Raw genomic sequence first — 24,953 nt, 5'->3', positions numbered from 1 at the left:
GTGCCGGCGCAGCGCCGTTCCAGCCACGCGACGCCGTCGCGCAACGCGGAACTCCCGAAGCTATCGTAGGAAGGCCTCGGTCCCCATCGAGGGGCCGGAGGACGCGCCGGCGCCTACGACTGCGCGGGCTGCTCCGCGCCGGGCAGCACGGACACGCGGCTGCGATGACCCACGGTGCGGTCGTATTTCACGACGCCGTCGATGAGCGCGAAGAGCGTGAAGTCCTTGCCCACCCCCACGTTGCGACCGGCGTGCACGACCGTGCCCACCTGACGAACGAGGATGTTGCCGGCGCGCACCTGTTCTCCGCCGAAGCGCTTGATCCCGCGCCGCTGCGATTGCGAGTCGCGTCCGTTGCGAGAGCTACCCTGACCTTTTTTATGTGCCATCTGTGGCCTCTACTCTCAGCGGGGCTCCGACTCAGACGGATCCTTGAATGCCGGTGATCCGCAGCGCGGTGTAGGGCTGCCGATGCCCATTCTTTCGCCGATACCGCTTCCGCCGACGGTACTTGTAAATGATGACCTTGCGGTGGCGATCCTGCTCGAGGATCTCCGCGGTCACCTGCGCCCCCGCCACGAGCGGCCGGCCGAGGGACATCTGCTCCCCGTTCACGAGGAGCAGCACTTGATCGAGCACCACGGGCTGGCCGGGCTCTCCCGGGAGCTTTTCGACCTTGAGGGTGTCGCCCTCGGTCACGCGGTACTGCTTGCCGCCTGTCTTCACCACAGCGTACATCGCAGCTTGTCCTTGCCTTCGAGGCCGTGTGGCCTCGCTTCACACCACGGGGTCCATCGGTCGTGCGGCCGCCCACCAGGATCCCTTGAGGAGCGAGCCGACGCGGCAGTCTACTCGGCAGCGCCCCCGTGTCAAGAGCTCCCTGCCGGCCGTGCAGGCTTGCGGGCGGCCGCGGCCCCCGAAACCGGGCAGCTTCGGCAGAGACCCCCGCCAAAGTTACCTTGTCGGCTGCCCTGCGTTAAAGGACAACGCAAGAATATGGCCTATAAATATAGACAGATATGCAAATAAACATTTAAATCATGCAAATCGTTTTTCATTGACGCGCCGGGCGGCCAGGAGTACGTTAGTTCTCGAAGCCGGAACGCCCCGGACTCCTCACGGTCAGATCAGGTCGGGCGGAAGTGCTTCGTGGGGAAGGGGGCCACACCGAACGGGGGCCCTGGCGGTGTGGCGGGGGCAAGAAAGGGGGCGCGGGAGTCCGGAGGGCTTGAACCCGGACCTTCCCAGCGCCCCCTTCGATTTCTTGCCCCACCCCTTCGACCCCAGGTCATAGGGCCCGGCCCTTACGCGAACAACGCCTGGATGCTCGCGACCTCGGGGGGGAGCGCCACGCCGGCCTCCGTGACGAGAGCCCGGATGAGCCGGGCAGGCGTCACGTCGAAGGCGGGGTAACGCACCTTCACGTGCTCGGGCGCGATGCGAACCGACCCCACGTGCGTGACCTCGTCGGCCGGGCGCTCCTCGATCGGGATCTGCTCGCCGCTCGTCAGCGTGAGGTCGATCGTCGAGCGCGGAGCAGCCACGTAGAACGGGAGCTCGTGATGGTGGGCCAGCACGGCCACCCCGTAGGTGCCGATCTTGTTCGCCACGTCCCCGTTGCGCGTCACGCGGTCCGCACCCACGACGCAGCACTGGATCTCTCCTCGCCGCATCAGGTCGGCCGCCATGTTGTCGCAGATGAGGGTGACGTCGATGCCGTCGCGCTGCAGCTCCCACGCGGTCAGACGCGCCCCTTGCAGGTAGGGCCGCGTCTCGTCGGCGAACACCCGCAGGCGCTTGCCCGCCGCGACCGCCGCGCGAATCACGCCGAGGGCCGTGCCGTAGCCCGCCGTCGCGAGCGCCCCCGCGTTGCAGTGCGTGAGTACGCCGGCACCCTCGGGAATCAGCTCCGCACCGTGGCGTCCCATCACCCGGCAGGCTTCGAGGTCCTCGCGCGTGATGGCCAGCGCCTCGCGCTCGAGCAAGTGCCGCGCCTCGGCCACGCCGCCCGACGCGAGCGCGGCCTCGGCGACCCGCTGCTGGCGCGCCACGGCCCACATCAGGTTCACGGCCGTGGGTCTCGCGCGGGCCATCCGCTCGCAGAGGGCGGAAAACCCTGCGCGGAAGCGACCTACGTCGTCGGGGAGCGCCGAGCGTGCGGACGCTGCGAGTCCCATCGCCGCCGCGCAGCCGATGGCGGGCGCGCCGCGGACGACCATCTCCCGGATGGCGCCCGCGACCCCGTCCGCGTCGTCATAGGCGAGCCAGACCTCCTCGAGCGGCAGGCGCCGCTGATCGAGCAGCACGACGCGCCCGTCATCCCAGAAGAGGGGGCTCTGTACCTCGTCCCAGAGCGCGCGATGAATCGCCGTCGGCATGTCTAGCTCTCCTTGGTAGCGGGCGAGGCCGGCGCGCAGGCGCGGACCTACGCCGCAGTAGCCCCCCGGCCGAACGCGAGCTAACCCTCCAGAGCTCGCTTGAGGAGGTCGTTCACGAGCTGCGGATTGGCCTTGCCCTTGGTCGCTTGCATCACCTGCCCCACGAAGAAGCCGTAGAGCTTCGTCTTTCCCGCGCGGTAGTCGGCCACCTTTTCCGCGTTGGCCTCGAGGATCCCTCGCACCACGCACTCGATGGCCGAGGTGTCGCTCTGCTGGAAGAGGTTATCCGCCTCCGCGATCTCCCTCGCCGAGCGCCCCGTCATCCACATGCGCGGCCAGATCTCCTTGGCCAGCTTGCCGCTCACCGCCCCGGACGCGACGAGGCCGAGCAACTCGGCGAGCGCCGCGGGCGTAACGGGCGCGCTCGTGACCGCCCGCGCGTCGGCCACGCGCGAGAGCAGCTCGGTGAGCATCCAGTTGGCGGCGCGCTTCGGCTGCGCGCCAGCGGCGACGGCCTGCTCGAAGTAGTCGGCCAGCTCGCGCTCGCGGGTCAGCTCGGCCGCGTCGTACTCGGAAAGCTCGAGCTCTTCGACGAAGCGCCGGCGTCGCCGGAGGGGTAGCTCGGGGAGCGCATCGCGGAGCGCCTCGATGCGCGCGTCGTCGACGGCGAGGGGGGGGAGGTCCGGCTCGGGGAAGTAACGGTAGTCGTGCGCCTCCTCCTTCGAACGCATGCTCTCGGTGACGCCGCGGTCCGCGTTCCAGAGCCGCGTCTCCTGCACGATCGTCTCGCCGCGCCGCAGGAGCGCCCCCTGCCGCTCGATCTCGAACTCCAGCGCCTTCTGCACGAAGCGAAAGGAGTTGAGGTTCTTCACCTCGACCTTGGTGCCCAGCCGCTGGCTCCCACGGGGACGCAGCGACACGTTCGCGTCGCAGCGCAGCGACCCCTGTTCGAGATTCCCGTCGCAGATGTCGAGCGCGCGGACGATGGCGCGCAGGGCTCGCATGTACTCGGCCGCCTCCTCGGGGCTGCGCACCTCGGGCTCCGACACGACCTCGATGAGCGGTACTCCGGCGCGGTTGAGGTCCACCATCGAGGCCTTGGCCTGCGGCAGGTGGAGGTTTTTCCCCGCGTCCTCTTCGAGGTGGATCCGCGTCAACCCGACGCGATGGAGCGCCTCGTTCCACCAGAACTCGAGGCTGCCACCTTCGGCGATCGGCTCGTCGTACTGCGAGATCTGATAGCCCTTCGGCAGGTCGGGATAGAAGTAGTTCTTTCGGGCGAAGCGGCTGCGCCGACGAATACTGCACCCGGTGGCGAGGGCCATCTTGAGGGCGTAGTCCACGGCGGTGCGGTTGAGCACGGGGAGCACGCCGGGCTGCCCGGTGCACACGGCGCAGATCTGCGTGTTCGGCGCGGCGCCGAAGGTCGCGCTGCAGCCGCAGAAGAGCTTGCTCGCGGTGCTGAGCTGCACGTGCACCTCGAGGCCGATGACCGGTTCGAAGTCCGGACTCATCACGGCACCTCGGCGACGGCGATGGGGGGCACGCGCGTGTGCCAGTCGGTGGCCCGCTCGTAGGCCGCAGCGACGGTGAAGACGGCCTCCTCGCCCAGCGCCGGCCCGAGGAGCTGGAGCCCGATGGGCAGGTTCTCGCGGGTGAAGCCGCAACCGAGCGAGAGCCCGGGGAGCCCCGCCAGGTTGCACGAGATGGTGAAGATGTCGGCCAGGTACATCTGCAGGGGATCGCTCACCCGCTCGCCCAGCCGGAAGGCGGGGACGGGCGAGGTGGGGGTCGCGATCACGTCGCAGCGTTCGAAGGCCGCGGCGAAGTCCCCGCGGATGAGGGTGCGCACCTTCTGGGCCTTGGCGTAGTAGGCCTCGTAGTAGCCGGCGGAGAGGGCGAAGGTCCCGAGCATGATGCGGCGCTTGACCTCGGGGCCGAAGCCCTGCTGCCGCGTGCGCTCGTAGAGGTCGACCAAGCTCTCGGGGTCCGCGGCACGGAGACCGTAGCGCACACCGTCGTAGCGCGCGAGGTTCGAGGAGGCCTCGGCGGTGCAGATCAGGTAGTAGGTCGCGATGGCGTAGCGCGTGTGCGGCAGCGTCACCTCGACCACGTGCGCCCCCTGGGCTTCGAGCGTGGCGAGCGCGGCCTTCACCGCGCGCTCCACCTCGGGGTCGAGCCCGTCGATGAAATACTCCTTCGGCACCCCGATGCGCAGGCCGCGAAGCTCGCGGCGGCAGGCGGCGCGGTAGGCCCCGACCGGCGCCGGGACGCTCGTGGCATCCAGGGGATCGACCCCCGCGATCGCCTCGAGCAAGAGCGCCGCGTCCTCGACGTTGGTGGCGAGCGGGCCCACCTGATCGAGGCTGGAGGCGAAGGCGATCACGCCGTAGCGGCTGACGCGCCCGTAGGTCGGCTTGATCCCCACCACTCCGCAGTGCGCCGCGGGCTGACGGATCGAGCCCCCCGTGTCGGTGCCGAGGGCGGCGGCGCAGAGGCGCGCTGCGACGGCCGCGGCCGACCCGCCGGAGGAGCCGCCGGGCACGCGCGCCAGGTCCCAGGGGTTCTTCACCGCCCCGAAGGCCGAATTCTCGTTCGAGCTGCCCATGGCGAACTCGTCCATGTTCAGCTTGCCGAGGAGCACCGCGCCGGCAGCCTTGAGACGGGCCGTGGGGGTGCCATCGAAGGGAGGAAGCCAGCGCTCGAGGATCCGGGACCCGCAGGTGGTGCGGACCCCCGCGGTCACGAAGATGTCCTTCAGCGCCACGGGGACGCCCGCGAGCGGCCCGGGATCCCGGCCGTCGGCGAGCGCGCGGTCCACGGCGTTGGCCGCGGCGAGCGCTCCCTCGCGGTCCACCGTGAGAAACGTGCCGAGCTGTGGGTCGAGCGCGTCGATGCGGGCGAGATATGCCTGCGTCACCTCGCGCGCGCTCACCTCCCCCGCCTTCACGCGCGTCGCGAGCTGGGCAGCCGTGGTCGTCAGGATGTCCATGGGCACCCGCCGGTCGAGGACTGGATCGTTCGCGCGAGACGCGGGCCAAACGCCGTCCGCGCCGTGCGTGCCGTAGAGGTTAGTCCAAGACCTTGGGCACGAGGAAGTACTCGTCCGCGCCCTGGGGCGCTTGGCCCATCACGGCGCTGCGCGCGAGGGACTCACGCACGGCATCCTCGCGCTCGGGACAGAGGAGCGGCACGACATGGGACGTCGGCTGCACCCCCGACACCTCCAGCTCGTCGAGCTCTCGGAAGTAGTCGAGGAGCGAACCCAGCTGGCCGGTGAACGTCGCGAGCTCCTCCTCGGTCAGGGCGAGCCGCGCGAGTGCCGCGACCTTCCGCACCTGCTCGGGGGAGAGGCTCATCCAGCCGTCTCGTGAGGCGGCATCGCGACCCGCACCTCGGGGACAGGTCCCCACTTGGCGAGCAGGTGCTCCTTGCCACGCTGGAGCTGCTGGTCCGCAGCCGACCAGGCCCCCTGGCCGTCGCCCTTCGCCACCGCGGCGACGATCTGTTCCTGGTGGCGCCAGATCTGCTCGGGAGCGGCGTTCACGTCCGTGAGCAGACCGCTGAACTGGTTCACGAGCGCGCGCACGGAGTTCAGGAGCAGCGTGAAGACCAGGTTGCCCCCCACGCGGCTCAGCTCGCAGTAGAAGTCGATGTCCTGGTGGAGCACGCCGACCGGGTCCGTCGGCCGCCGCGCGGCGATGGCGCGAAGGCTCTCCAGCTGATCCTCGGTCGCCCGTTCGGCCGCCAGACGGGCCAGCTCGCGCCCTAAGATCTGCCTGAACTCGAGGATATCCTTCACTACCTTGACCCCGCCGGAGGGCAGAGGCGCGAGGTAGGTCAGGAGATCGAGGCCCGCGGTGTGCAAGAAGTCCAGAACGCGCGTCCCGTCTCCCTGGCGAATGCGAACCAGTCCCCCGTGTTCGAGCGACTTGAGCGCCTCGCGCAGCGACGCCCGGTTCACGCCGAGCTGCTGGGCCAGGGCCCGCTCCGGCGGGAGCTTGTCCCCCGCCTGGTACTGTCCCTTCAGGATCGAGTCCCGAAGGTGATCTGCAACTTCTTCTGCGACCTTCTGACGTGATTGTATTTTTTCCATAGTCGCCACGGCAGCCCTCTCTCGACACCGTTAATACGGAACGGCGCAGTGCGCCATTCCCGGAGTTGTGCGCCTTATAGCTCACGGACCACAATCGCGCAACCCGCCAACCCGTTGACATCCAGGCCCGGGATCGCTATGCAGTTGGGGAATCCAGGGGTTGCGCGCCGGGTTCTTTTCACGGCAGGGCGAAACGGGGCGGACCTCGTTTGATCAGGCCGATGCCTTCCTATAGAATGGGGGCGACGTGTGCGCTCAGGGGAAGGCAGAGGGCGGACGGGCGTAATTTTGGCTAGGCCTTACGAGATCTTCCAAGGGCTGGAGAACAAGCGGATGACACACCCGATGCGGTTCGTCGGTCTGAGCCTGGCGCTCCTGGTCCTGCCCGGGTGGTTGGGCTGCAGCGGCACGCAGCTCCCCGACGAGGACGCCACCTCCGGCACCGAGCGGAGCTTCGGCCTGCTCTCGGTGGCGTACGGGCACGACTGGGGCGACTCGGGAGACGATCTCGTCCTGACCACGACGGCGCAGTTCGTCCGCTACGGAGCGTTCGATCGGGAGCAGGTCTCGCGACTCCTGGCCCTGCCGCTCGAGCCGGGGCGCGACCTGCCCGGCCTGGACGCCTGTCGCGTCTACGACCTGACGGTGGACCTGAAGGCCGACGGGATGGTCCGCAGCGAGGAGCCGGGGAACGTGGAGCTGCTCGAGGCCGGCGACCTGCGCGTGCAGACCCAGGCCGGCACGGTCCTGCTCGTGCCGCGACACTATCCGGGCCTGCTCCCCTTCATCTCCGGCGTGGCGTACGGCGAAGCCCAGGCGATGCGCGTCCCCGAGGCGGGCGGCGTGAAGGCCTCCGCCGGCGGCGGCGAAGCGGTGGGCGCTTTCACGGTTCACGCCCCGAGCCCCACCCTCCCCAAGCTGACCCGCGTTGGAAGCGTCGCCCCAACGGCGACGACGCTGGTCAGTCGCACGGCAGAGTTGCCGCTGAGGTGGCAAGCCGCCGAGGCCGCGAGCCAGAGCGACGTGACCTACATCGAGCTGCGTTTCAGCCGCGGGCGTAAGGACCAGGCCCTCCGCTGCCGCGTGCGCGACGACGGTGCGTTCGACGTCCCCGCCGCGCTGATGTCCAGCCTCGCACCGGATGGAGACGGGAAGCTCACGCTCGAGCTCTCTCGCCTGCGCCGCACCTTTTTCGTCGCGCCGGGCCTGGAGCAGGGAGAGCTCCGGGTCGCCGTCCGCGACCGTGCGCCGCTTCAGCTCCAGTAGCGAAGCGGCCCCTCCTCGATCGTCGATTCTTCCCCAAGGAGCAGAGAGAGCCATGGCCGCGACGCTTGACGAGCTCACGTTCGATTACGAGGACGAAGGGCAGCTCGTACGCAAAGAGCTGAAGAAGGAGATCCTGAGCAAGGGGGCGTGGGCCACCGTGATGTTCCTCTATCAGGAGCTGGACAAGAAGGCCTCGGCGGAGGCGCCGGCCCCGATCTATCGCGCACCGAAGGTGTCGATCGTGCGCTTCAAGAAGATGAGCGGCCAGTACCGCAAGCAGTCGAGCTTCAACATCAGCAGCGAGAAGCAGGCGCGGCAGATCGTGTCGATCATCGAGGAGTGGTACGCGCCGGGTGGACCCGCGGCGGGGTCGGGCGCGGACGAGGGCGAGGAAGGGTACGAGGCGGAAGCCTAGCCGTCAGTCGCCACGCTGCGCGGGGGGGGCGCGGTGACGAGCCAGCGGACGTCGTAAGGGGAGAGCCCGAGCGGCTGAGCGAGGTCCAAGGGGCGACCGCCGTCGAGCAGGTCGAAACACCTCGGCGCGGGGCCCCGGGCCGGCAGACCGAGAGCGTCGAGCAACTCAGGAAGCCGGACGTCGTGGGGCGCGCCGCTCACCTCGTGGAGGAGGAGCGCGCTCGGCCCGCCGTCGGCCGCGCGGCGAAGGAGGGCGAAGACCCCGTCCCCGAGCGCCGGCACCGTCTGCTCGCCGACCGGATCGAAGGCGCTCGAGGAGGCGCGAGCCCGCAGCAGGCGCGCGAGGCGCGAGAAGACCTGGGCGCGGCGGGAGGCGGGATCCGAGAGCTCCTGCTCGAGGGGCCCGCGCTCGAGCTTCTCGCGGTTGATGGTGCGCTTGTGTCCCGTGCGCGCGACCCCTTCCGGCCAGCCGCGCGACCCGACGAGACTGTGGAAATAGAGGGCCGGCACGCCGCGCAGCGCGAGGAGGATGGCCTGCGCGAGGGAGAAGCGGGCGACCTGTCGGTCGAGCGGCTCGCTTGCACGCGGATCGTTCAGCGCGTCCCAGAAGCTCGCGTTCAGCTCGTAGGGGCTCTCGGTGCCGTCGGGAAGACTCCGCGCGGAGACCTCGCCTCCGTGAGCCCGCACCTGCGCGGCGAGCGCGGCGACGTCGGCCGCCGGGAGAAGGTCCCGCACGGGGGTCACGCCGATGCCGTCGTGCGAGGCGAGGAAGTTGAAGAAGGTCACCTCGCGCGAGGGGAGCTCGAGCCCCGCGGCCCAGGAGGAAAGCTCGGAGGCGCGGCCGGTGCGCAGCGTGTGGAGCACGAGCGGCGGCAGCGCGAAGTTGTAGACCAGCTGCGCTTCGCCGTGGCCGTCGCCGAAGTAGGAGACGTTCTCGCGGTGGGGCACGTTGGTCTCGGTGATCAGCGCGACGTGCGGAGCGACCTCGTCGAGGATGAGCCGCAGGACCCGGATCACGCCGTGCGTCTCGGGGAGGTGGAGGCAGGTCGTCCCGGCGCGCTTCCAGAGGAAGGCGATGGCGTCGAGGCGCAGGAGCGAGGCGCCGTGGGCCACGTACTCGAGGAGCACGTCCACGATCTCGGCGAGGACGGCCGGGTTGCGGAGGTCGAGGTCCACCTGATCGGCGCTGAAGGTGGTCCACAGGCGGAGCGGGCCCCGCGCGGAGGGGAACGTGGTGAGCAGCGGGCTCGTGCGCGGGCGGAAGACCTGGGATAGGTCTTCGTCGTCGGTCGCGGTCCGGAAGAAGTCGGCGTAGCGCCGCTCGCCGGCGAGGAAGGCCCGGCACCAGCTGCCCTGGGCCGAGGCGTGGTTCACCACCGCGTCGAACATGAGCTCGAAGCGCTGACCGAGCGCGGCGACGTCCTCCCAGCTACCGTGGGCCGGGTCCACGGCGCGGTAGTCCATCACCGAGAAGCCGTCGTCGGAGCTCGAGGGGTAGAAGGGCAGCAGGTGGACGGCGCTCACGAGGCCCGAGAGGTGCTCCTGGCAGAAGCCGGCCAGCGTGCGAAGGGGCGCCTCGCCCGGGGCGCGGAGCTGATCGGCGTAGGTGATGAGCACGCTGTCGCCGGAGCTGAAGCGCCGGCGGCCGGCGGGACGCGCACCCGCGGGCAGACGCGGTTGCCAGGTCGCCATGAGCGAGCGCAGCCGCGCGTGGAGCTCCGGGCCCCGCGCCTCGCCGTAGAGCGCGCGGAGCTCGGCGTCGAGGCGCGCTTCCGTCGAAAGGCGCTCGGTCGTGGGGCGTTCGGTCGAGGGCGTCATGTGGAGGAACCTCCTTGCTCGACGGGGCGTCCCGCGCGTCGCCACGCGGCAAGCGCGAAGGCGAGCACGGAGGTCAGGGCGGCCGCGACCGCGGCGCAGCCGAAGGCGAGGGGATAGCCTCCGCGTCGCTTGAGGTGCCCCACGAGCGGCGGGGAGGCGGACGCGCCGGCGAAGGTGAGCATGAGGAGGAAGCCCTGCGCGGTCCCACGCTCGCCCGCGGGAAGCGCGTCGAGCACGGAGCCGAAGATGTTCGGCTCGGCAAAGCCGCGCCCGGCCTGGGTGAGGCCGTAGGCGCCGAGCGCGAGACCGACCGACGGCGTCCCGGCCAGGGCCGCCACACCGACCGCCGACAGGGCGTACGCCGCGCCGACGAGGAGGGGACGCGCCACGCGGCTACGTCGCGCGAGGAGGTCCGAGCTCGCACCCCCCACGAGCTGTCCGATGAGGGTCGCGGCGAAGAAGACGCCGGTGAGCGTGCCGGCGGAAGCGACCGAGAAGCGGTGCGCCTCCTCGAGGTAGCTCGGAAAGAAGGTGTTCAGTGCGTTCATGGCGAAGGCCGCGCTGGCCGCCGCGAGCGCCATCAGCAAGACCGCGGGGGAGGCGACGATCGCGAGGTAAGGGCGCCGGAGGGCGGTGGCGGGCGAGGTCGATGGCTCCGTCGCGCTCGCGCCCGTGGTCGCGCTCCCGCGCGGTGGCTCCTCGAGGCGGCGCCAGACGAGGAGTGCGAGGAGGAGCCCCGGGGCCACGGTGAGCAGAAAGGGGAGCCGCCAGCCGAGGTGGGCGCCGAGCACGCCGCCCAGCGCGTAGCCCGCGGAGCCGCCGAGCGTGGCGCAGACGCCGTGGAGGGCGATCACGCGGCCGCGCTCGTGCGGTCCGTAGAGGTCCCCGATGAGCGAGAGCGCGGTGGGGAAGTAGCCGCCCTCACCGAGGCCGGTGAGGGAGCGCAGGAGCAGCAGGGAGTAGAAGCCGACGGCGGCGCCCGAGAGCGCGGTGACGGTGCTCCAGCCAAGGAGGGAGGCGAGCAGGATCTGCCGTCGGCTCAGGCGGTCGGCGAAGAAGCCGAGGAGCGGCGCCGACGCGGCGTAGACCACGTGAAAGCCGGTGGCGAGCATCCCCTGCTGCGCCTCGGAGAGGTGGAGGTCGCGTCCGATGAGGCTCAGGAGCGGGAAGAGCAGGTTCCGGTCGAGGTAGTTGAGAAAGGCGAGCGCGAAGAGGAGCGCGAGGATCTCTCGACGCCGCGGGAGGGCAGGCCCGGTGGAAGGGGGAAGGCTCATGGTGCGGGGTCCACGTCGGCGAGCGCCCCCTCCGCGAGGGCGAGGAGCGCCAGCGCGAGGCCGGACCAGGAGAAGGACTCCGGTCCGAAGGCCGCGGGCTCGCAGGCGCCGTCGCCCGACGGCGTCGCGGCGCCGCTGCGGTAGTACTCGCGAAAGCCCGTCCGAGCGACGAGCTCGAGCGAGCGGTCCACGATCGCGCGCGCGGGCGGCAGGTAGCGCGCATCGGCCAGGCGCTCGGCGGTCTCCACGAGGCCGCGGGCCACGAGCCAGTTCACGTTCAGCCAGGTGGAGCCGCGCCAGTACTCGTCGGGGTCGAAGGTGGGCTCGCTGCGCGCCACGGTGGGGAGCGGCCAGCGGGTCCAGAAGTGCGCGGGGTCTACGAGGCGCGCGAGAAGGCGCTCGGCGCGGGAGCGCGGAACGAGCTCGCCGGCGTAGAGCGCGACGAAGGGGGCGTAGGTCCAGAGGGGAAGACGCTCTCTCGCGGCCCCCCAGCGGTCGAAGTACCCGCCGCGCGCCTCGTCCCAGAGCGTGGCGTTCACGGCCTCCACGATGCGGTTCGCGGCAGCGCGGTAGCGCTCGGCCGCGCGAAGCTCGCCGAGGGCGTCGCCGATGAAGGCCAGGTCTCCGAGGTTCCGCACCAGGTGCGCCTGCAGGTCCACCGCCTCGAGACCGAGGAGCGCGCGTCGTCGACGCTGCGCCTCGACCTCGTCCAGCGCGCCCGAGAGCTCGGCTCCGTCGAGGGCCTGCAGCTCCTCGAGCATGAGGAAGCGCGCGCGAACGAGCTCCTCGCGCTTGCGCGCGGTCGGATTGTGCGTCCCCTTGTCCAGGTGCCGGGGGACGCGGCCGGTCGCGAGGAGCCGCGCGCAGGCCGCATCTCCGCGGGGCGTGGCGTCGGCCCCCGATTCCCAGAGGTGCCAGATGGCGCAGAGCCCGTCGCCGTCGGGGTCGCGGCGCCGGAGCCACCAGTCGTAGTACGCCGCGAGGCCGGGCCAGAGCTCGCGCCAGAAGGCCCTGTCACCGACGGTGCGCACGGCGTCGGCGACGATCGGCGGCTGGGTGATGGTCGAGGCCACCGGATTGCCCCACAGCGCCGCATCGCGGGTCTGGGCCTCGGCCGCCTGCTCCTCGCCCACGCCCAGCTGGCGGGCCGCCGCGCCGATGAAGGTCATGTGCGGCAGGCGCCCTCGGTCCGGCCCGTCCACGCACTGGGCGCGAAAGAGCGCGCGAAGCTCGGCCCGAGCCGCCTTCGCGTCGCCCAGCAGGCTGTGCACATGGGCGTGGAAGCAGGAATCCCAGAGCCACTGATGGGGATACGTCTTCGCGGCGGGCCGAGTGTAGCGCACGGCTCCCTCCTCGACGCGGTTCGCGGCGAGAAGGGCCGTCACGCGGGCGCGGAGCTCATCGGGGTCGAGGCGCATCGTGCCGATCTTCGCACGACGGAGCCCCCCTGGCGGGGAGGAAACGAGCGGCTACGGCGAAACTACCGGAAGAGGTTCCAGGTACCGGGGACCCAGACCAGCCGCGGGCCCCAGTAGGTGCTCCCCCACTGGCTGTGTCCGTACATGTTGTGATAGCCGACCGCGAGTCCGTGGAGCAGCCCGCTACGGAAGGGCCCGAGCCACCCGATGCGGACGCCCTGGATGTAGATGTACACGAGGAACGGGGTCATGTTCCGGACCTGGAGCACCTCGCGCCCCTTCTCGTGTCCGACGACCTTCACCTGGAGCGCGTCATCGGGGAGACGCTGGCTCTTGGCTTCGGCGACGGGGCGGGGGTTGGCCTGCGCTACCCGGGAGCTCAGCATGCAGGTGCCGGCCACCATCACGGCGAGCCCGGCGATCACGGCATTCTTCATCAGCTTGGTTGTCATGCGCGTTGTCTCCGTCTAGGCGTCGCGGTGGTTACTTGGCTTCTTTCGGGGGCGGCTGAACATCCTTCGGAGGCGTGCCCTTCTTCGCCGGCAACTTGGCGAGCAGGTCCTCCTTGGCCGTCTGGCCTCCCTGGCCGAACTCGTAGGGCCCCGTGGCCGGATTGAACCCCGCCGGCGGCGTGGCGAGCTCCGACTTCGCGACCTCTTTCACGTCCACCGTCTGCGCCTCGGTGACGAGCTTCGGATGAGCCTCGCCCTTCTCCTTCGCGCCCCCCTCGTTCACGATCTCCATGGACCACTTGAGCGGGAACTTCACCTTGGCCTTGAGCTGGTCCACGACCTTCTGGCCCTCGGCGTCCTGGAAGGGCAGGGTCAGGAAATCCACCATCAGCTTGCCCCAGGCCTCCTTGAGCTTGGCGTCGGCCGCGTGCCAGATGGTGAGGTTGACCTTCACCTTGCCGGACTTCTCGCCGTCCTTGCTCTTCACCTTCCAGTCGAAGCCCAGCACGGCGTCGGTCTGCACCGTCTCCATGCCCGCCACCTTGGCCTTGTCCTTGCCGTCCTTGAGCGTGATGGTGTACGCGCTGCGCGTCACCGAGGGACCGCCCTCGAGCAGATTGCCGACCTCGGCCCCCGCGAGCGCCCAGTAGGTCTTCTTGCCCGGGTCGGAGAGGACGTACTTCTTCGTCGCCGGGTTGTAGCGCAGCTCGGTCCCCTTCGGGATGAAGCCGTCTTCGGTGGTGAAGGTCAGCTTGCCGCGCTCGTCGGCGACCACCATGCTCTGGGTCATCACCGAGCCCTCTTGGGCCTTCTTCACGTCGCCCTCGCCCTTGCCCCCGAAGCCGGGGATGTCGAGCTTGGTCTTGAGCGTGAGACTCGCGGCCGGGACGTTGCCCGCCGCGAAGGCGGTATCGGTGGCGAGAGCCCCGGGACCTCCGGCTGGCTCTTCGGGCTTCTTCGGGGGTTCCTTCGCTGCTTTCGGATCGGTCTTCGGCTCCTCGGGTTTCGGTTCGTCCTTCTTGCAGCCGGGCCCGAGCAGGGCCAGGCCGAAAGCTACAGCTACCACGTGCATTGTGCGCATAGCCGTTTCCTCCACAGGTGGCTTGGATCGCCGGTGATGGTATGTCACGCCGTCGGAGAGCGCAACATTCGCCTGAGCGTTTGGGTTCGATCGGATTCGCGACTAGAAGGTGTCGAATAGCTCGAGCTCGAAGGGCTTGCTCAGGTAGCGACCCTCGCAGAGCACCTTGAGCGTGCCGGTGTACTTGCCCTTGTAGATGTAGAGCTGGTCCAGCGCCAGATCGATGGCCATGCTCCCCTCGCGCGCGGTGAGCTCCTTGGCCGGCACGGCGTAGCGCGAGCTCCCCGTGGCCGAAGAGAGGTCCGCGGAGATCTCGAACTTGGCCTGCTTCGTGACCAGATCCTTGGCGAAGGAGACCCAGACCCAGACGCGACAGCCGCGCCGCTTCTTGCAACCGGTCGTCGTCTGCGCCGTCTCCGCGCTCAGTCCGTCGTTGGCGCTCACCGTGTCGATGCGAAAGCCCGAGAGCGGCGGCGGCAGGGTTTTGGCCTGCTTGGGCTTCTCCTTCGTCCCCATCTCGCCGAACAGCTTGTGCCACTCGGACTGCAGGATCTTGAGCCGGCTGCGGTAGGTCGCCCCCTCCACCTGATAGGAGAAGAACCACTGCAGCTCCTGGTCGATCTTCTTCTGGAGCTCCTCGGCCTCTTGCGTCGGCGACGGCCCCTTCTCCTTGGCGCCCTTCGCGGGCTTGGCGGCCTTGGGCTGGGCGCCGGCCGCCCCCCCGAGGAGCAGCGCGACGGACAGGACGGAAGCGGACACACCTCTCACGATCATTCGCATCGTCATGGGATCGTCACCTGGAGCAGCTTCTCGCCGCGGCTACCGGTCAGGTACTTGTAGGTCGTGCCCGCCATGTGCTCGGTGCACACGTTGAGTCGCAGCGTGTAGCTCCCCGCCGGAAGACCGTGTCCCTTGATGGCCAGCTTGAGCTTGGTCGTGGCGCTCTTGATCGGCAGGCGCTCGCGCAGGAGCGCCTTCTTCGTGTAGGAGGACTCGGCCACCACATCCACGTAGGCGGGGGCGACGTCCTTCGCAAAATTCTTGCGGGTGAAGGCGCCGGTGAGCTGGATGACCCCGCCCTTCGCGACGGTCGCCTTGGCGTCGGTCAGCTCGATCTCGCTCGAGTAGGTGCGGTACCAGTTGCGATAGTGCGGGAGCTGGACCTTCACGCTCGGCAGCGGCGGGTCCTTCACGCGCATCACCCCGAGGCTCACCTGCGTCTCGCGGCTGTAGGCCTTGTCGTAGCTCGAGAAGACCGCGGCGATGAAGTAGCGCCCGGGGGCGAGGCCGAAACCCTGCACGTGGTGCGAGTAGCGCGTGGAGCGATAGGCCGCCGGCGCCGAGTACGAGTCGTCCACGTACATGGCCTTGGTGAGATTCTGGTAGGGCGAGGCCATCGGCAGGTAGCGCTCGTCGAAGAGGTACCAGGCGATGCGGATGTTGCGCGCCTCCTTGACCCATTCCTCGGGGAAATAGGCCTGCACGTGGATGTAGAAGTCGTCGGGGTTCACGACCGCCACCGTGTAGGCCGAGCTCGTCGGATAGGTGGAACCGTTATCCGGGCGTGCGGTCTCGACCTCGAAGCCGGTGGGGGCCGTATAAGCGGGGGCGGCCTGTCCCTTGCTGCGGTAGATCGCGGTGCGCGCCTGCTGGAGGTTGGCCAGCGAGTCGCTGTAGATCTGCTGCAGGTCGTAGCGGTTGGTGGAGGCCCACTTGCGCAGCTCCTCGATGGCGGCGAGCTGCGCCTTGAGCGCGTCCACGCGCGAGGCCGGGGAGCCCTTGGCCCCCTTGCCCCCCTTCATGGTCTTGCTCAGGTAGGCGTCGATCCCTTCGCCCTTGTCGGGGGCCGTGGGAAGCGCGAGTTGAGCGTGCGCCGTGGCGCCGAAGAGGGCGCCCGCGAGCACGGCCGGGATGTGTAGGATTCGCATGCTCTTGTCACCTCACGTCGTGGGCGCACCGGAAACCGACCATCGGCAAGCCCTTGTCCTCGAGAAATACGAAGCGGTGGGTAGGGGTCAGTTGGGATTTCGGATCGCGGTCGCTGCCGCCGCGGATGACGCGCAGCTTGGTCCAGGCCCCGCCGTAGCGGAACTTGGGCGGCGGCGTGGTCCGCTTGCCGCAGGTCTTGGTGTAGGCGCCGAACTTGTCGGCCACCCATTCCCCGACGCCACCGATGATCTTCGTGAACTCCGCGGCGTGCTCGCGCGCGGCGAGCTCCCACTCGGCCTCCGTCGGCAAACGTCGCCCGGGGCGGCTCCGGCAGTAGCGGTCGGCCTCGCGCCAGGTCACCTGGGTGACCGAACGAAGCGCGGCCTCGCCGGCGGGTTTGAAGCCCCGCCAGCGCTTGTCCTTGCGCAGCGGCGCGCCGGCCGGACTGGCGAGGAAGGTGGCGAAGGCCCCCTGCGAGACCTCTGCGCGATCCAGCTCGACGTCGGCCACGGTGCAGGAGTGGCTCGGCCGCTCGAGCTCGGTGCCGTCGTCGCGACCGATGGTCAGCGTGGCCGCCTTGATGCGCACCGTGGCGCGCGCCGTGGCGTGCACCGTCCCCGCCGCATCGCTCGCGACAGCCGCCGCGTCAGCCCGGCGCGTCGCCTCCGCATCGGGCCTGGGCGCCGCCGCGTCGGGCGAGGAAGCGCGACCCGCGTCGGCCGCACGCGGCAGACCGGCATCGGACTGCACGGTCGTCGCGGGCCGCGTCACGCGGTAGACGGCATAGCCTCCGCCGCCGAGGAGCACGAGCAGGGCGGATAGGAGCGCGACGGGCGGCTTCTTGCGCGCGGAGGCGTCGTGCCCCGTGCGCGCACCGAGCTGCCCCGAGAAGTCAGGGGTCATGCGCCCCGGCGTGATGCGCGCGTCGGGCCACGGGGGACCCGTCCGCCCCGGGGGAACGCCCGGAGCTGTCGGCGCGGTGGGAACGTTGTCCCGTGGTCCCGTGGCGTCGGCCCGCGCGGCACCGTGCCCGCTCACGTGCGTGCGGGGCACGGGCGTGTGCCGCATGGTCTGCGGGATCGCGCCGCCGTGGAGGCCGAGCTGCGTTGGAACGGCGAGCAGCGCGAGGCGCAGGTCGGTCATCGTGGCGAAGCGGTCGGCCGGGTTGCGCGCCATGGCCTTCGCGATGACCGCCTCGATGGGCGCGGGGAGGTCGGGGCGACGCTGACGCGGCGGCACCGGGTCCTGCACCTTCACCGCCTCGAGCGCCAGCATGGGGTTTTCGATCTCGTACGGCAGGCGCCCGGTGAAAACGCGGTAGACCACCACGCCGGTCGAGTAGATGTCGCTGCGGGCGTCCACGGCCTTGCTGTCCGCGGCCTGCTCGGGCGAGATGTAGTCGGGCGTCCCCATCACCTGCGCGGTCTGGGTGAGCTGCTTCGCCCCCTCCTGCTGCATCTTCGCGATGCCGAAGTCGAGCACCTTCACGAAGTCCGGCCGCACCGGATCGTCGACCAGAAAGATGTTCTCGGGCTTCAGGTCGCGGTGCACGATCCCCTTCTTGTGCGCCGCGGCCATGGCGTCGCAGACCTGCACCAGAATCGCCACGCCGCGCTCGACGGGGAGCACGGGCTCGGCGGCGAGCAGGTCGGCGAGCGGCTGACCGGCGAGATACTCCTCGATGATGTAGTGGATGCCGTCCTCGGTCTTGTTGACGTCGAAGACCTCGAGGATGTGAGGATGCTTGAGCTGGCTCGCGGAGCGCGCCTCGCGGTGGAAGCGCGCGATGAGCTCCTCGTTGAGGCTGAGCTGCGGGTGCAGGAGCTTCACCGCGAAGGCCGTGTCCAGGCGCACGTGCCGCGCCTCGTAGACCGAGCCCATCCCGCCCATGCCGAGCAGGCGCACGAGCTGGTAGGTCCCGGCGAGCTGCCGACCGATGAAGGGGTCGTGCGCCGCCGCGGAGCGCGCGTCCACGAGGGGCGTGCCGTCGTACGGGCACTTCAGATAGCCCTGATCGAACTCGCGGTGGCAGGCGGGACAGATCATCAAGGACATGGGCACGCGCCCCGAAGGAAACGAGGGTCTAAATGATACGTTCTCACCGAAGGGCGCCAGTGTACCTCATGCGCGAAGGCGACGGAATCTCGGCCCCGTTCGGACAGGACCGGACACGACCGGAAGGATGGACGGATTTTTTGCGCGCGGGTAGGACATGTAGTACATCTGAGTACACGACATGGCACTCCGCGCTTCTCTAGCCCTTCCACCGCAAGAACGACGACAGGCCGAGCGGGCTCGCATCTGCATCGCCGTGCGGAAACGCATCGGTTCCCGCGCCGTGCTCTGCCAGGCCTCCAACATCAGCACCCGGGGGATGGTGCTGGCCCAGGTCTCGGAGGGAGTAGAGATCGAGGGAGAGAAATGCTGGCTCGAGTTCACCCTGCCGGGCTCGGAGGTGCTCATCGCCGCGCGCGGGCAGATCCTGCGGTCGCGGCGCCACGAGCGCTACGAGCTGGCCGCGGTGCGCTTCACCTCGCTCGCCCCCTCCCACCGACGGATGATCGAGCGCTATCTCGACCTCGGCCCCAACACGACGCTCCCCTCCCCCTTCGGCGTGGTCTGAGAGGCGTTCCCCGCCAGGGACCCTGTCGCGCTGCCCTGTCGCGCCGTGGTTGGCGCGCGTCTGAGCGGGGAGTATGCTCGGCGCCCATAACGGAGGACGGAAGCGGAGCGTAGACGGTGAAGGATCAGCCGACGGACGAGGCCCTCATGGCCGCGTATGCACAAGGAGACCGACGAGCGTTCGAGGCGCTATTTTCGCGCCTCGGCCCGCGAGTGCACGGCTTCTTTCTGCGCCGTTTCGGCAGCCCGGCGGTGGCCGACGACCTGATGCAGCTCACCTTTCTCAAGGTGCATCGGGCGCGGGCCGAGTATCGCACCGGGGAGCCGGTCCGCCCGTGGGTCTTTACCATCGCGGCACGCGTGCGCGTGGACGAGCTGCGCCGGCGCGGGCGGCGTCCCGAACGCACGGGGGTTGCGGACCTCGAGCCGCGCATCGATCCCGCGGACCCACCGCAGCTGGACGCGGCGACAGCGCTCGAACACGCCGAGAAGGCGGCCCAGGTCAGGGCCGCGCTCGAGGGACTGCCGGAGTCGCAGCGCGTCGTCGTGCATCTCCACCGGTATGAAGGAATGACGTTCGATGAGATTGCGAAGCTGCTCGGGACCACGGAGGGTGCGGTGAAGCTGCGTGCCTTTCGGGCCTACGAACAGCTCCGCAAGCGATTGGCCCCGCTCATCGCCGAAAGGGAGGCGGTGTGATGTCTTGCACGCGCCTCAAGGATCAGGCGACCGCCCTGGCCAACCTGCCCGAGGACCACGACGAGCGTCGCGCCGCGTGGGCCCACGCGGAAGCCTGCGCGGGGTGCCGCGCCACGCTTGAGGAGGGGATTCGCCTCTGGGCGCTGCTAGGCGAGCTCCCGGCCCCGCCGCCCCCGTCGCCGGAGGTGATGCGACGGGTCGCGGCGGAGATCCTCTCGGAGCCGGTCTGGTCCCAGGGTGAGGTGCGGGAAGCCTCGCGCCTGCCGCAGTTCATGCTCCCCATCGCGGGGGCGGCCGGCTGGGGCGCGCTCCTCGCGCTGGCCAAGAAGTACCCCCCGCTCGGTTTCTCGTGGGCGCTCAGCGCGGGCTTCATGCTCGTCGCGTGCGTGCTGCTCGCGCTCGTGCTGAAGCGGCGGAGCGGACTGCTCGTCGCGACGGGGATCGCCTCCGTGGCGCTGAGCGTGATCGGGGCCGGGACGTCGGCCGTCTCGTGGGGGCACGGCGGCATCTGCATCACCGTGGAAGCCGTCTCGGCGCTCCTGCCGCTTTTTGCGGTGGCGGTGCTCTTCGGCCGGCGTTTCGCCGTAAAGAGCGCCGCGCAGTACGTGGCCACGGCGGCCGGTGGAGCACTCGCCGCGCAGGCGGCGCTACACATCACCTGCCCCGGCAACGAGCTGCACCACAACCTCATCTTCCACACGGGAGGTGTCGTGGTGGCGGCCGTGCTCGGACTGCTCGTCGGCAACCTACCCGCGCTACGGCGCGCTCGCGCGCACCAGTAGGGGGCGGCCTCGGGGCCACAGCCCGGACCGAGGGGACCCGAGCGGCAGCATGCTCCGACCTGCGCTGCGCGGCGTCGAGTTCACGCCGGCGTCCCACCCGGGAGGTCCACGATCACGAAGCCAGACTCGAGCACCATGCCGAGCGCATAGATCAGCGCCCCCGGTGGGTGCGCGTTCCAGCCCGCGGCCAGAGCTCCTCCCCGTGCCGGGCGCGCATCGAGATACTCGTCCCACCCACCTGCTTCGCCCCAGGTCACCTTGGGCGGAGCATCATCCGTCGTGCAGCACCCGACGACCGGGTCCAGAGCCCGACGATCGTAGGTGGTAACGCTCGGCGGAAGCTGCGCCTCAGGATGCTCCTGCCAGGCCGGCCCGCGCCGAAGCGGTTGACGCGGCACCAGCTCGGAAACGCCGAGCTTGGCGGGCCCCCGCTCACAGCCGTCGATAGTTGGGCTGCAAGCGACGCGCACCGCGCGGAGGATGCAGCGGTCCCCGAAGGGGCCGATCATCTCGGCCGCGACCGCAATCCACCAGGCGCCCGGGTGGGCCTGAAATATGGTCACGCCCGCGTCACGCGCAGAGACAGCCTCTCCGAGCCAGAGCCATCGTTCGTCTAGACGCATCGGACATCCTCGGCGCCCAGCCAAGGCAACACCAGCGGGCCCTCAGCTCTCGCCGTCCACGAAGGCGCGAGGGAAGCGGGCGTAGAAGGCGATGGCGCGCTCGAGCTCGCGCAGGTCGACGCACTCACCCACCTTGTGCGTGTTCTGCTCGATCCCCGGGCCGAGGCCGAACATCGGCGGGTGCCGCACAGCGCCCGAGGTGACCCAGCGCTTGCGCTCGCCGACGGGCACCGAGGTGTCCTGGGTGGGCAGGAGAAAGCCCACTCCGTCGGTGGAGAAGATCCAGCGGTCCACGCGCGGTTCGCGCCGAAGCGCCCCGCGCTCCTCGGGGCCCGCCGGCACCTGCGGGGAGACCACGTCCCGGTAGCTCGCCACCGCCGCGCGGATCGCCGGGTGATCTTCCGGCGTGACCCAGCCCATGTAGATCTGCGCGTTGCCGGGGCGAAAGCCGCGCCAGGTCGGGTCGTCGTACGTCGGCACGCGCACCTCGACGGCGAGTCCCGCCTCGCGCGCGGCCCGCACCGCGTCCAGCTTCTCCACGTCGGCGAGCGCCTGCTCCCAGGTCTCGCCCACGGTCAGCCGCCGGTCGAAGCGGAAGGTGAAGCGCTCGGGGACCGCGCAGTCGCTCGGCGTCTCGAGCACCGCCCACGAGGCCGTGCGCGTGCCGTGTCCGAGGAAGGCGTGGTCGGCGAAGCCCTCGCGCGCGTCGTAGCGGCGGGCGGCCTCGGCCACCATGGCGCCGCCGTGCTCGAGCGGGTTCTTCCCCTCCCAGGGCATCGACCCGTGACAGGAGCGCCCCGTCACGACCACCTCGATCTGCATACGCCCGCGCTGGCCGCGGTAGATCCCGAGCGCTCCCTTCTTCGCGTCCCCGGTCCCCTCGGTCAGGATCACCACGTCGGGGATGCGGTCGGCGGCCGCGCCCGGCAGGACGTGCTTCATCACGTAGGCCGGCCCGCCCCCGTCGTTGTCCTCCTCGGCCACCGTGGCGTACGAGACCACGATCGCCCCGCGCAGCGCGCCCTGCGGGATGAGCTCGCGCAGGATCTTGCTCGCCACGACCTGCCCCACCACGCCCCCGAGCTGGTCCGCCGAGCCGCGACCGAAGAGCAGGTGCTCCCAGTCTCCGTCGGAGGGCAGGTGCCCGAGCTCGCGCCGCAGAAAGGCCCGGTCGATGCGCGCGGGGTCCGTCACGCCGTCGTAGGCGTCGATCCCGCCGATCTTCTCGCGCCAGGCCGGCCGCAGCGCCCGCACGGTGTCCGAGTGGCCGTCGAGGTAGATCACGCGCTTGTCGGCCGGCGCCACCCCGTCCTGCGGGTCCTCGACGACCCAGACGAGGTTGCCAAAGTCGTCGAAGAACACGTCTCGCTCGGTCGCCACGGCGCCGATCTCGACGATCCGCCGCCGCAGGTACTCGAGGCGCGGCCGCTCGTGGTTCGACAGACCGCACGCCGGGTCCCCGCCCTGATCGACGGGCCGGTCCACGAAGTCGGCGGGGATGCGCACGCACTCCCTCAGGAGCTCGGCGGCGAGCGGCCGATAGCGCGCCGCGAGTGCGGCAATTTGCGAGCCCAGGCTAGTTGACATGGTCACTCCTCGACCGGAACGGATCGGTGTGGGATCAGAGACTCTCGAGGCGGGCTGCCAGCTCGGGCACCTTGGCCACGCTGAGCAGCGCCATGATGACGTAGACCTTCCAGTTCGCCTCGCGCGCCACGTGCACGCTGTGCCGCGCCATGATCCCGGGCGAGACCTCCGCGCCGATGTCCGCCGGCAGGCAGTGCATGTAGAGCGCCTTGCCCCCCTCGGTCCGCTCCATGCGCCGCTCGTCGCAGATCCAGTCGCGGTGCTGCGCGTTCTGCGCGAGGCAGCGCTTCTCGATCTCCCCCATCGCCGGCTTGTCGCCGCGACGATTCGCGGCCACGCGCTCGAGCATCAGCTCGTGCGGGCCCCAGCTCTTGGGGTAGACCACGTGGGCGCCGGAGAAGGCCTCGTCCATCGAATGGGTCACGCGGAAGGTGCCGCCCCCCCTGTCCGCGCCGCGCTTGGCCGCGTCGAGCGTGTTCTCGAGCAAGCGGTAGCCCTCGGGGTGCGCCAGGGTCACGTGCGCCCCGAAGCGCGGGAGGAGCATGATCAACCCCTGCGGCACCGAGAGCGGCTTCGCGTAGCTCGGCGAGTAGGCCCACGAGACGGCGATGCGCTTGCCCGCGATCCCCTCCGGGAAGAACTCCTTCAGCCAGCAGAGGTCCGCGAGCGTCTGCGTCGGGTGATCCACGTCGCATTGCAGGTTCACGATCGGGACAGAGCGCGAATTCGTCGTCGCGGCGAGGTAGTCGTCGATCCCCTTCTTCACCTGCTGCATGAAGCGATTGCCCTCGCCGAGGATCAGGTCGTGACGCACGCCGAGCGCGTGGGCGTTCATGCCGAGCATCGCCCCGGTCTCCGCCGCGGTCTCGCCGTGCTCGACCTGCGTCGAGGAGCCGTCCACGATCACGGGCTGCATGCCGAGACGCGCCGCCGCCCCGGCCCAGGCCGACTTGGTGCGCGTCGAGTTGTCGAAGAAGAGGGCGTAGGCCAGCTCGTGCGGCAGCAGCGGCGTGCGCTTCCCCGCGCGGTCGAGCGCCGCGAAGCGCGCGGCCACGCCGACGAGCGCCTCGAGCTCGTCCTGGTCGAAATCCTCGGTCGTCAGCAGGCTGCGACCGCTCAGCTTGCGCAGCACCTCGGGCTTGAGCGGGGGCACGGAGCTCATCGTCATGGTCCTCATCCTTTCCGTACGCGGGTGCCGGCCTGCCCTTCGCAGGCCTCCCGCAGGGCATCGGTGTGGCAGATAAGCGCCTCGTCGCCGCCGAGGCGCAGGAAGTCGATGGCCGCCTCGACCTTCGGGGCCATGCTCCCGGCGGGGAATTCGCCGCGGTCGAGGAGCTCCTTCAGCTCGGAAGCGGTGGTCTCGCGCATCGGCGCGCGCCCAGGGCCGCGGAAGTCGCGATAGACCGCGTCCACTCCCGTAGTGATGACGAGCCGCGACATTCCGAGCTCCGCGGCGAGGAGCGCGCTCGCGCGGTCCTTGTCGATCACCGCCTCGACCCCGTGCTCGGTGCCGTCGGGTCGGCGCACGACGGGGATCCCACCGCCCCCGCAGGCGATCACGGTCACCCCCTGGGCGGCGAGCAGGCGGATCGTGTCGAGCTGCAAGATGCGCAGGGGCCGCGGCGAGGGGACGACGCGCCGGTAGCCGCGACCCGCGTCCTCGACGAGCTTCCAGCCGCGCTCGCGCTCGAAGGTCTCCGCCTGCTCGCGCGTGTAGAACTTGCCCACCGGCTTGGTGGGCTGCGTGAAGGCCGGGTCGTCGGCATCCACCTCCACCTCGGTGACGATGGTGACCACGGGGACCTCGGCCCCGCAGCGGCGGAGCTCTTCGCGCAGCTTCAGCTCGATCATGTAACCCAGCGCGCCCTGCGAATCGGCGACCAGCGAATCGAGGGGCACCTCGTGCATCGTCGGCTGGGCCAGCTCCGAGCGGAGCTGCATGAAACCGACCTGGGGCCCGTTGCCGTGGGTGATGACCACGTGCTCCCCGCGGGCGAGGAGCTCCGCCACGGGCACCATGGCCTTCGCCGTCGCGCGAAACTGATTCTCGATGGTGGGGGGCAACGCTGGATCGAGCAGCGAGTTGCCTCCCGTGGCGAGCACGAAACCCTGCATGTGTCCCATCCGGCGCGGTGGCTTGAGGGCGGGAGATTACTCGAGGGGACGCGACCGGGTAAAGGCCCCCACGCGGCCCGGTCAGGGCAATCGAGTTCTCGGAGATGGGGTATGGAGGGGGGGCGGCGCGCTCGGGTGAGCCGGAGAAGGGAGTGAACCGCCCCGGGCGCAGCACTGCGCCCAAGGCCTTTGCATCGATCCCCGCCCCACACCGCCGCTATCACCCCGTGGTTCCCTCGAGCCCTCGCGCGCGGTCCACCCGCCACGGCTACACCGCGATCACCGGAGCCCAAGGGGGCGCGAGGTGACGCGAGGCCCGGGCGGCGTCCCGAGTGCCAGCCGCCCTCCCTCCCCCCCATTCCGCGGCTGGCGCGAGGGCCCGAGCCGCCGCTTGCGCCG

Annotated in this window: 23 protein-coding genes and 1 pseudogene; 5 read left to right on the top strand and 19 right to left on the bottom strand. The window is 70.3% G+C overall.

What is annotated here, in order from left to right; genetic code table 11:
• Positions 1-113: 113 nt before the first annotated feature.
• The 7 genes from rpmA to IT371_28960 form a co-directional block, all read right to left on the bottom strand.
• Entirely contained in the window at positions 114-389 is a 276-nt protein-coding gene (gene rpmA / locus IT371_28990) for a 50S ribosomal protein L27 (protein MCC6751723.1), read from the bottom strand.
• A 31-nt stretch (positions 390-420) separates the two neighbouring features.
• Complete coding sequence (rplU, locus tag IT371_28985; GenBank protein MCC6751722.1) at positions 421-738, bottom strand: 50S ribosomal protein L21; 318 nt, start codon at positions 736-738, stop codon at positions 421-423.
• 566 nt (positions 739-1,304) lie between these two features.
• Positions 1,305-2,378, bottom strand: a complete 1,074-nt coding sequence (mtnA, locus tag IT371_28980; protein ID MCC6751721.1) for an S-methyl-5-thioribose-1-phosphate isomerase — start codon at positions 2,376-2,378, stop codon at positions 1,305-1,307.
• Positions 2,379-2,458: 80 nt separating this feature from the next.
• Positions 2,459-3,892, bottom strand: a complete 1,434-nt coding sequence (gatB, locus tag IT371_28975; protein MCC6751720.1) for an Asp-tRNA(Asn)/Glu-tRNA(Gln) amidotransferase subunit GatB — start codon at positions 3,890-3,892, stop codon at positions 2,459-2,461.
• A complete protein-coding gene (gene gatA, locus IT371_28970; protein MCC6751719.1) occupies positions 3,892-5,370 on the bottom strand; it encodes an Asp-tRNA(Asn)/Glu-tRNA(Gln) amidotransferase subunit GatA in 1,479 nt (492 codons plus the stop codon). The genes gatB and gatA overlap by 1 nt, the downstream gene beginning before the upstream one ends.
• A 79-nt stretch (positions 5,371-5,449) precedes the next feature.
• Positions 5,450-5,737: an Asp-tRNA(Asn)/Glu-tRNA(Gln) amidotransferase subunit GatC gene (gene gatC, locus IT371_28965; protein ID MCC6751718.1), complete on the bottom strand. Its 288-nt coding sequence runs from the start codon at positions 5,735-5,737 to the stop codon at positions 5,450-5,452.
• Complete coding sequence (locus IT371_28960) at positions 5,734-6,483, bottom strand: FadR family transcriptional regulator (protein ID MCC6751717.1); 750 nt, start codon at positions 6,481-6,483, stop codon at positions 5,734-5,736. The genes gatC and IT371_28960 overlap by 4 nt, the downstream gene beginning before the upstream one ends.
• 336 nt (positions 6,484-6,819) lie before the next feature.
• Between IT371_28960 and IT371_28955 the strand changes: the two genes are divergently transcribed.
• Together IT371_28955 and IT371_28950 are read left to right on the top strand one after the other, a co-directional pair.
• A complete protein-coding gene (locus tag IT371_28955; protein ID MCC6751716.1) occupies positions 6,820-7,740 on the top strand; it encodes a hypothetical protein in 921 nt (306 codons plus the stop codon).
• A 52-nt stretch (positions 7,741-7,792) separates the two neighbouring features.
• Positions 7,793-8,083, top strand: a pseudogene (locus IT371_28950) (hypothetical protein).
• Between the two features lie 68 nt (positions 8,084-8,151).
• On the opposite strand, the gene IT371_28945 reads toward IT371_28950, so the two are convergent.
• The 8 genes from IT371_28945 to IT371_28910 form a co-directional block, all read right to left on the bottom strand.
• Positions 8,152-9,972, bottom strand: a complete 1,821-nt coding sequence (locus IT371_28945) for a sugar phosphorylase (protein ID MCC6751715.1) — start codon at positions 9,970-9,972, stop codon at positions 8,152-8,154.
• Positions 9,969-11,246: an MFS transporter gene (locus IT371_28940; protein ID MCC6751714.1), complete on the bottom strand. Its 1,278-nt coding sequence runs from the start codon at positions 11,244-11,246 to the stop codon at positions 9,969-9,971. The genes IT371_28945 and IT371_28940 overlap by 4 nt, the downstream gene beginning before the upstream one ends.
• Positions 11,243-12,664 (bottom strand): hypothetical protein, encoded by a 1,422-nt coding sequence (locus tag IT371_28935; protein MCC6751713.1) that lies wholly within the window; start codon positions 12,662-12,664, stop codon positions 11,243-11,245. The genes IT371_28940 and IT371_28935 overlap by 4 nt, the downstream gene beginning before the upstream one ends.
• 62 nt (positions 12,665-12,726) lie before the next feature.
• Positions 12,727-13,116, bottom strand: coding sequence for a hypothetical protein (locus tag IT371_28930; protein MCC6751712.1), 390 nt, complete (start codon positions 13,114-13,116; stop codon positions 12,727-12,729).
• Between the two features lie 31 nt (positions 13,117-13,147).
• Positions 13,148-14,197, bottom strand: coding sequence for a hypothetical protein (locus IT371_28925; protein ID MCC6751711.1), 1,050 nt, complete (start codon positions 14,195-14,197; stop codon positions 13,148-13,150).
• Positions 14,198-14,299: 102 nt separating this feature from the next.
• Positions 14,300-14,983: a hypothetical protein gene (locus IT371_28920; GenBank protein MCC6751710.1), complete on the bottom strand. Its 684-nt coding sequence runs from the start codon at positions 14,981-14,983 to the stop codon at positions 14,300-14,302.
• Positions 14,980-16,125: a hypothetical protein gene (locus IT371_28915; GenBank protein ID MCC6751709.1), complete on the bottom strand. Its 1,146-nt coding sequence runs from the start codon at positions 16,123-16,125 to the stop codon at positions 14,980-14,982. Before IT371_28915 ends, IT371_28920 begins: the two co-directional genes overlap by 4 nt.
• Before the next feature lie 7 nt (positions 16,126-16,132).
• Positions 16,133-18,181, bottom strand: coding sequence for a protein kinase (locus IT371_28910; GenBank protein MCC6751708.1), 2,049 nt, complete (start codon positions 18,179-18,181; stop codon positions 16,133-16,135).
• A 181-nt stretch (positions 18,182-18,362) separates the two neighbouring features.
• Between IT371_28910 and IT371_28905 the strand changes: the two genes are divergently transcribed.
• The 3 genes from IT371_28905 (at position 18,363) to IT371_28895 (ending at position 20,229) form a co-directional block, all read left to right on the top strand.
• Positions 18,363-18,749, top strand: coding sequence for a PilZ domain-containing protein (locus IT371_28905; protein ID MCC6751707.1), 387 nt, complete (start codon positions 18,363-18,365; stop codon positions 18,747-18,749).
• A 146-nt stretch (positions 18,750-18,895) separates the two neighbouring features.
• Positions 18,896-19,447 carry an RNA polymerase sigma factor gene (locus tag IT371_28900; protein MCC6751706.1) on the top strand — a complete coding sequence of 184 codons (552 nt, stop codon included), beginning with the start codon at positions 18,896-18,898 and terminating at the stop codon, positions 19,445-19,447.
• Positions 19,447-20,229, top strand: coding sequence for a hypothetical protein (locus tag IT371_28895; protein MCC6751705.1), 783 nt, complete (start codon positions 19,447-19,449; stop codon positions 20,227-20,229). Before IT371_28900 ends, IT371_28895 begins: the two co-directional genes overlap by 1 nt.
• An 80-nt stretch (positions 20,230-20,309) precedes the next feature.
• Here IT371_28895 and IT371_28890 read toward each other — a convergent pair whose 3' ends face one another.
• From IT371_28890 to IT371_28875, 4 genes are read right to left on the bottom strand one after another with little or no spacing between them, the layout of a single operon-like run.
• On the bottom strand, positions 20,310-20,852 hold the full coding sequence (locus IT371_28890; protein ID MCC6751704.1) for a hypothetical protein: 543 nt from the start codon (positions 20,850-20,852) through the stop codon (positions 20,310-20,312).
• A 42-nt stretch (positions 20,853-20,894) separates the two neighbouring features.
• Positions 20,895-22,439: a M20/M25/M40 family metallo-hydrolase gene (locus tag IT371_28885; protein ID MCC6751703.1), complete on the bottom strand. Its 1,545-nt coding sequence runs from the start codon at positions 22,437-22,439 to the stop codon at positions 20,895-20,897.
• 34 nt (positions 22,440-22,473) lie between these two features.
• On the bottom strand, positions 22,474-23,607 hold the full coding sequence (locus IT371_28880; GenBank protein MCC6751702.1) for a knotted carbamoyltransferase YgeW: 1,134 nt from the start codon (positions 23,605-23,607) through the stop codon (positions 22,474-22,476).
• A 5-nt stretch (positions 23,608-23,612) separates the two neighbouring features.
• Positions 23,613-24,554, bottom strand: coding sequence for a carbamate kinase (locus tag IT371_28875; protein MCC6751701.1), 942 nt, complete (start codon positions 24,552-24,554; stop codon positions 23,613-23,615).
• Positions 24,555-24,953: the final 399 nt, after the last annotated feature.

This window comes from Deltaproteobacteria bacterium, from assembly GCA_020848905.1.
In the GTDB taxonomy this organism is placed as follows: Bacteria; Myxococcota_A; Polyangia.
The sequence above is the reverse complement of the archived record's forward strand: the minus strand, read 5'-3'. Positions and strand labels throughout refer to the sequence as shown.

Bases quoted from the DNA above. Each gene is read 5' to 3' on its own strand.
- rpmA (MCC6751723.1), bottom strand. From the start codon at position 389: ATGGCACATAAAAAAGGTCAGGGTAGCTCTCGCAACGGACGCGACTCG.
- rplU (MCC6751722.1), bottom strand. From the start codon at position 738: ATGTACGCTGTGGTGAAGACAGGCGGCAAGCAGTACCGCGTGACCGAG.
- mtnA (MCC6751721.1), bottom strand. From the start codon at position 2,378: ATGCCGACGGCGATTCATCGCGCGCTCTGGGACGAGGTACAGAGCCCC.
- gatB (MCC6751720.1), bottom strand. From the start codon at position 3,892: ATGAGTCCGGACTTCGAACCGGTCATCGGCCTCGAGGTGCACGTGCAG.
- gatA (MCC6751719.1), bottom strand. From the start codon at position 5,370: ATGGACATCCTGACGACCACGGCTGCCCAGCTCGCGACGCGCGTGAAG.
- gatC (MCC6751718.1), bottom strand. From the start codon at position 5,737: ATGAGCCTCTCCCCCGAGCAGGTGCGGAAGGTCGCGGCACTCGCGCGG.
- IT371_28955 (MCC6751716.1), top strand. From the start codon at position 6,820: ATGCGGTTCGTCGGTCTGAGCCTGGCGCTCCTGGTCCTGCCCGGGTGG.
- IT371_28945 (MCC6751715.1), bottom strand. From the start codon at position 9,972: ATGACGCCCTCGACCGAACGCCCCACGACCGAGCGCCTTTCGACGGAA.
- IT371_28940 (MCC6751714.1), bottom strand. From the start codon at position 11,246: ATGAGCCTTCCCCCTTCCACCGGGCCTGCCCTCCCGCGGCGTCGAGAG.
- IT371_28935 (MCC6751713.1), bottom strand. From the start codon at position 12,664: ATGCGCCTCGACCCCGATGAGCTCCGCGCCCGCGTGACGGCCCTTCTC.
- IT371_28930 (MCC6751712.1), bottom strand. From the start codon at position 13,116: ATGACAACCAAGCTGATGAAGAATGCCGTGATCGCCGGGCTCGCCGTG.
- IT371_28925 (MCC6751711.1), bottom strand. From the start codon at position 14,197: ATGCGCACAATGCACGTGGTAGCTGTAGCTTTCGGCCTGGCCCTGCTC.
- IT371_28920 (MCC6751710.1), bottom strand. From the start codon at position 14,983: ATGACGATGCGAATGATCGTGAGAGGTGTGTCCGCTTCCGTCCTGTCC.
- IT371_28915 (MCC6751709.1), bottom strand. From the start codon at position 16,125: ATGCGAATCCTACACATCCCGGCCGTGCTCGCGGGCGCCCTCTTCGGC.
- IT371_28910 (MCC6751708.1), bottom strand. From the start codon at position 18,181: ATGTCCTTGATGATCTGTCCCGCCTGCCACCGCGAGTTCGATCAGGGC.
- IT371_28905 (MCC6751707.1), top strand. From the start codon at position 18,363: ATGGCACTCCGCGCTTCTCTAGCCCTTCCACCGCAAGAACGACGACAG.
- IT371_28900 (MCC6751706.1), top strand. From the start codon at position 18,896: ATGGCCGCGTATGCACAAGGAGACCGACGAGCGTTCGAGGCGCTATTT.
- IT371_28895 (MCC6751705.1), top strand. From the start codon at position 19,447: ATGTCTTGCACGCGCCTCAAGGATCAGGCGACCGCCCTGGCCAACCTG.
- IT371_28890 (MCC6751704.1), bottom strand. From the start codon at position 20,852: ATGCGTCTAGACGAACGATGGCTCTGGCTCGGAGAGGCTGTCTCTGCG.
- IT371_28885 (MCC6751703.1), bottom strand. From the start codon at position 22,439: ATGTCAACTAGCCTGGGCTCGCAAATTGCCGCACTCGCGGCGCGCTAT.
- IT371_28880 (MCC6751702.1), bottom strand. From the start codon at position 23,607: ATGACGATGAGCTCCGTGCCCCCGCTCAAGCCCGAGGTGCTGCGCAAG.
- IT371_28875 (MCC6751701.1), bottom strand. From the start codon at position 24,554: ATGCAGGGTTTCGTGCTCGCCACGGGAGGCAACTCGCTGCTCGATCCA.